This window comes from bacterium (assembly GCA_029210545.1).
Taxonomy (GTDB): Bacteria; BMS3Abin14; BMS3Abin14; order BMS3Abin14; family BMS3Abin14; genus JARGFV01.
The window spans coordinates 1-4962 of the sequence record JARGFV010000156.1; the positions used below are offsets into that span (position 1 = coordinate 1).

At 55.1% G+C, this 4962-nt stretch carries 6 protein-coding genes; 4 read left to right on the forward strand and 2 right to left on the reverse strand.

The window, feature by feature from the left end:
- From P1S46_11515 to P1S46_11530, 4 genes are all read left to right on the forward strand, one after another.
- Positions 1-605: NAD(P)-dependent oxidoreductase (locus P1S46_11515; GenBank protein ID MDF1537103.1), on the forward strand; the 605-nt coding region annotated here is incomplete at its 5' end.
- Positions 565-1584, forward strand: coding sequence for a glycosyltransferase family 2 protein (locus P1S46_11520; protein ID MDF1537104.1), 1020 nt, complete (start codon positions 565-567; stop codon positions 1582-1584). The genes P1S46_11515 and P1S46_11520, both read left to right, overlap by 41 nt.
- Before the next feature lie 16 nt (positions 1585-1600).
- Positions 1601-2299, forward strand: a complete 699-nt coding sequence (locus P1S46_11525; protein ID MDF1537105.1) for a class I SAM-dependent methyltransferase — start codon at positions 1601-1603, stop codon at positions 2297-2299.
- Positions 2289-4019 (forward strand): hypothetical protein, encoded by a 1731-nt coding sequence (locus P1S46_11530; protein MDF1537106.1) that lies wholly within the window; start codon positions 2289-2291, stop codon positions 4017-4019. The genes P1S46_11525 and P1S46_11530 overlap by 11 nt, the downstream gene beginning before the upstream one ends.
- Before the next feature lie 150 nt (positions 4020-4169).
- Here the strand turns inward: P1S46_11530 and P1S46_11535 are convergent, their stop codons facing one another.
- Together P1S46_11535 and P1S46_11540 are read right to left on the reverse strand one after the other, a co-directional pair.
- The gene (locus P1S46_11535; protein MDF1537107.1) at positions 4170-4502 is read right to left on the reverse strand and encodes an SMR family transporter; all 333 of its coding nucleotides are present in this window, start codon (positions 4500-4502) and stop codon (positions 4170-4172) included.
- 228 nt (positions 4503-4730) lie between these two features.
- On the reverse strand, positions 4731-4962 hold a 232-nt coding region (locus P1S46_11540; GenBank protein MDF1537108.1), incomplete at its 5' end, for a hypothetical protein.

Genomic DNA, 4962 nt, shown 5'->3' on the forward strand with positions numbered 1-4962 from the left:
GGATCGTCAACACGGGGACCTTTTCCCAGCATTACGGTGACAGCGATTACGATCCGACGAACCTGTACGCCTCGACAAAACAGGCCTTTGAATCGATCCTGTTCTATTACATCAGGGTGAAGGGCTTTTCAGGGATTACCCTCGTCCTGTTTGACACTTACGGTCCCCGGGATCCCAGGCCGAAGGTCTTCAACCAGTTGAGGAAAACCCAGCGTACCGGAGAGCCTCTCGCCATGTCACCCGGCGAACAGCTTCTGGATCTGGTTTACATCGAAGACGTGACGGATGCCTATGTGTTGTGTGCGGGGAGGCTCATGGCCGGAAAGGTCAAAGACCATGAGAGGTACGCCGCATCGTCTGGGGAAAGGCATCCCCTCAAGGAGGTCGTAGAGATCTACTGCCGGGTTACGGGTACCAGTGCGCCTGTGGAATGGGGTGGGCGGCCCTACCGATCCAGGGAAGTCATGGAGCCCTGGACCCTGGGTGATCCGGTTCCAGGTTGGATTCCGAAGGTACCCCTTAGCGAGGGGATCAGGCTAATGGAGGAGTCAGAACTTGTGCGAGATGATGGATCGCGGCAAAAGCGAAAGGATCGTGATGGATAGAAAGCTCATCACCTTTTTGATCCCGGTATACAACGAAGAGGAAAATATCAGGCCTCTTTACGAAAAAGTGACCGAGATCACCACTTCCCTTGGCGACCTGTACGACTTCGAATTGCTGTTCACCGACAACCATAGTGAGGATTCCAGTTTCCGGATCCTCTCGGAACTCGCCGCTGCCGATGACCGGGTCCGCATATTCAGGTTCTCGAGAAATTTCGGGTTTCAGCCATCCATCTATACTGGATACTGCAAGGCGAGGGGAGATGCGGTCATCCAGTTGGACTGCGATCTTCAGGACCCCCCGGAACTGATCCCAGAGTTCATCAGGGAGTGGCGATCGGGTTACCATGTCGTTTACGGGATCAGGCGGGAGAGGAAGGAATCGTGGTTCCTCAACGGGGCAAGGAAGACTTTCTACCGGGTCATTAACATGCTCAGCGAGGACGAACTTCCCCTCGACGCCGGTGACTTTCGGCTTGTAGACCGTTCCGTAGTAGATGTCTTGGTGGAGATGGAAGACGCGAGACCCTATCTCAGGGGGACAATCGCATCCATCGGATTCAGGCAGACTGGTATTCCATATACGCGGGCACTGCGGGAAAGAGGTGAAAGCAAATTCTCCTTCAGTGAGCTGCTGGCTTTGGCCCTGGACGGCATCCTGAATCACTCAGTGATCCCCCTGAGGGTGGCCACCTACTCCGGCCTCTTCATCTCGGTCATCACTGTTGCCGGGGTCCTCTTCTACCTGTACGCCAGGATCTTCCTGGGTGTTGACTGGCCGCCTGGTTTTGCCACCACCACAGCGCTCATTCTCCTGAGTATCTCCCTCAACGCCCTGTTCCTGGGGGTCATCGGGGAGTATCTGGGAAGGATCTACAGGCAGGTCAGAAAGCGTCCGGTCACCATCATCGAATCCTTTATCGATCCCGCTGCCGGAAACAGTAGGCAAGGTAGGGGCCCAGGCCTCGACGGGCCGTGAAGGGGGCTTCGTAAAAGTGGATTTCGATGAACATGCCGAGAAGTATGACGACCTACTCATGGAGAAACTTGCCTTTTTCGAGGGAGATGACGCCTATTTCGCCTCATACAAGGCCAGGATCGTAAGGGATCTGATCCGGACCGAGCCTGAATCAATCCTTGAGTTCGGGTGCGGAACAGGCCGCAACATCACCGCCATGCGGGAACTGTTCCCTGGCGCTCGTCTTGCCGGGTGCGACATTTCCGCAAAAAGCCTGGAGGTTGCAGCCAAACGGTGCCCTTATGCCGAATTTTTCCAGCTATTATCAGATGAAGGACCTGTCCCGAACAGATACGATCTCATCTTCGTTGCCAATGTATTTCACCACATCCACCCCGACAAGCGTTCCAGGGAGGCGGCGTCCATGACCAGGATGCTCAATGGGGGAGGAGAACTTTTCTTTTTCGAGCATAACCCCTACAACCCGGTGACGAGGAGGATAGTGAGCACCTGCCCCCTGGACAAGGATGCAGTGCTTATCCGTCCCGGTGAGGCATCGGACCTCCTCGGGTCGGCAGGCCTGGTCGTCCACAGGAGAAGCTACACTCTCTTTTTGCCCGCGGCTCTGAGTTTTCTCAGGCCCTTAGAGCACCTGCTGGGGTGGTTACCCCTGGGAGGTCAGTATTTTCTTCACGGCGTTTTGCCGGATGGAAGAATTAATTCTGATGCCAGGTAAAGGACCGTGGAAAAAAGATGGACAGGCCGGACGCGAAGTGCCGGGGATGCCTGCCCTGTGGCTGCTGCTGATCGTTTTTCTCCTCGCCCTCCTGGTAAGAATCCCCCTGGCCCTTCACGACCTGCCGTACTATTCCATCGATGAGAACGATGTGGTGGAACTGTCCCATTCTTTCGTGGCAGGTGAATGGGATCCTCACTGGTACAAATACGGTCCCCTGTTCAGTTACCTGCTGGCCATCATTTTCACGTTATTCAAATGGTTCACAAGCCTGGTACTGGGTTGGACGACGACAGACTATCTTTCCCGGGTGTTCTTCGATCCTGCTTCATTTTACTTCATTGCCCGGATGATGCATGGGCTCGTGATCCTGGCGTCGGCGTGGATGATGGTTCGGTTTGCTGCGCGTTACTTTAATTCCAGGGTGGCCCTTATCGCCCTCCTCCTCGGAACCGCCCCCGTGGCCGACCTCGCCACCCAGAATGCTTTCACCGTCAGGATAGACACCGTACAAGGCCTCTTTTCCCTTGCGGCGATCTATTTTGCGGCTGGCTTTTCCCCGGGGAAGAGCGGACGGAGGGTCTACATGCTGTCCGGCCTCATGGCCGGCCTGTGCATCGCCGCCAAGCCGCTGCAGGGAATTCTTGTTCTGCCAACCCTGTTCCTCGGCCACCTGCTGGCAACCCGACCCGGAGATGGAGGACCGTTCCTTGGGGATATCGGAAAGAGACTGTTGTCCCGCAACTGGGGCACGCTGCTGCTGGGAATCCTCATCTCGCATTCGCTGGCCAATCCCTACTCGATCCTCAGTTTTGGCGCTTTTTTCAGGGAACAGATCGAGGTTGTTTTCTCAAAAGCCGCCCAGGGCGGGATGACCGCCGGTTACGATGTGGCCTGGTTCACCGATAGCGGCGGGTGGTTCCTCCTTGTGGCGGTCGCAGCGGCAGTCATCGCCTTTATCTGGAGAAGAGATACCCCATCACGGCTGCTTCTGGCCTATTCGGTCACCTTCTGTGGCGCCTATCTCTTCTTCGAAGTGAGGCCATACTGGTACAATGCGGTGCTTCCGGCGCTTCTTCTGATGGTCGCGGTTTCGATTTCCGACTTGACCTCCTGGCGTCGTCACCCCACCCGGATATCACCGTTCATCACGGCTGTTGTTATCACAGCCGCTCTGGTTGCGATTCCGTGGGCCAGAACCGTACCTTCGGCCATCGGTTCGTGGCGGGGCAACCCTACCGTTGAGAAGCGAGCTGACAGGGCGGCCCAGAGATGGATCGAGGCCAACATCCATGCCGGGTCCCGGCTACTTTGCGTCGGATGGTATGCCATCGACCTCCCAAGGTTGGTGGCGACCCCGGCGACCGACCAGGCCAGGTGGGGTGAACACTTCATGTACAATCGTGACCGCAACGTGTCCTGGATCGAAGAATTCAGTCTTGCCTATGACCGATACAGCTCAGAGGGGGGATTGACCTACCGGATCGTGAACATACGTGCTTACTATCAGGATGATCCGAAATACTCTCCCGAAGTTCGCGGTATGATGAGGAATCTCCCAGCTGCTGCGAGGAAGATCGGATACAATTTTATCGTTACGGCTTCTCCCGACGGGTATGAAGGCCCTTGGGAGAGCCGGGAAGGGGTGCAGTTGATAGCACGCTTTTCACCGGATCAGGGTTATCGCGGAGACGAGGTGAAGATCTTTGTGCTCCGTTGACGCGGAGCCTCCCTTGTTGGCACCTGAAGGTCCCTTCCACCGGAAATCCTCTCCGCCCCGACTTCTCCCGGTTTAATATCCATGGAGATAAGGAACTCCCAACTCTGGATCCTCAACCTCTCCGTATCTGGTCTGTGGAAGGCTGCTCGCTTAAGTCTTCGGCCAGTGGAGGAGGGTTATGCCGGCCATGATCAGGAGAAGGGCCAAGATCTTGTTTAACCCGAAAGGTTCCTTCCACATGTAATGGGAAATGACGGCTATGATGACGTAACTTATCGAAACGCTGGGAAAAGCCACCGAAAGGGGAATCCGCTTCAATGAGAACAGGTAAAAGACGGCGGCCACCGAATACAGGGAAAAGGCGGTCACCGTTGAAAGATTGAAAATCCCGAAGGTCTCAGTTTTCAAGGCACCCATCTTGAAAAAAACCTGCCCCGCGATTCCCAGGCAGATCGATATCAAAAGAAATATGTATGAACTCATTTGACCCAACCTTAGGTTTGACTGCCAATGAACATGTCAGATTTGTAATGCTGTGCAGTGCGCACTTTAAATAAGTAGCTGGATAAATTTATATTCCGCTCAGCTTATGCACCTTGGAAACGATACGTTAATGTAGAAAAACCTTCCTCAAAGCTTATTGATCCTGGATTTCCTCTGTCCTATCCATCCTGAGGTCAAGTCCAAAAGTTGGTGTAAAAAGGGACGGCCTCATGCTGCCTCCCTGATCTGTTTTGCCAGCTCGTAATCCAGACTCGGTGTCGCCGGCAGGTCCCTTTCCTTTCTCAGGCTCTCCAGTTGTGCCAGCGTCAATTCGGTCATGGCGAAGGCCCTGAAGCCGTTGGCCGCCCTGATCAGGGAGGCGAAGGCCAGCTTCAGACAGCTTTTCTCATCGAAGAACCTGGGAATCACCTTGGTTCGCCGTCTCTGCTCCCCGAACAGC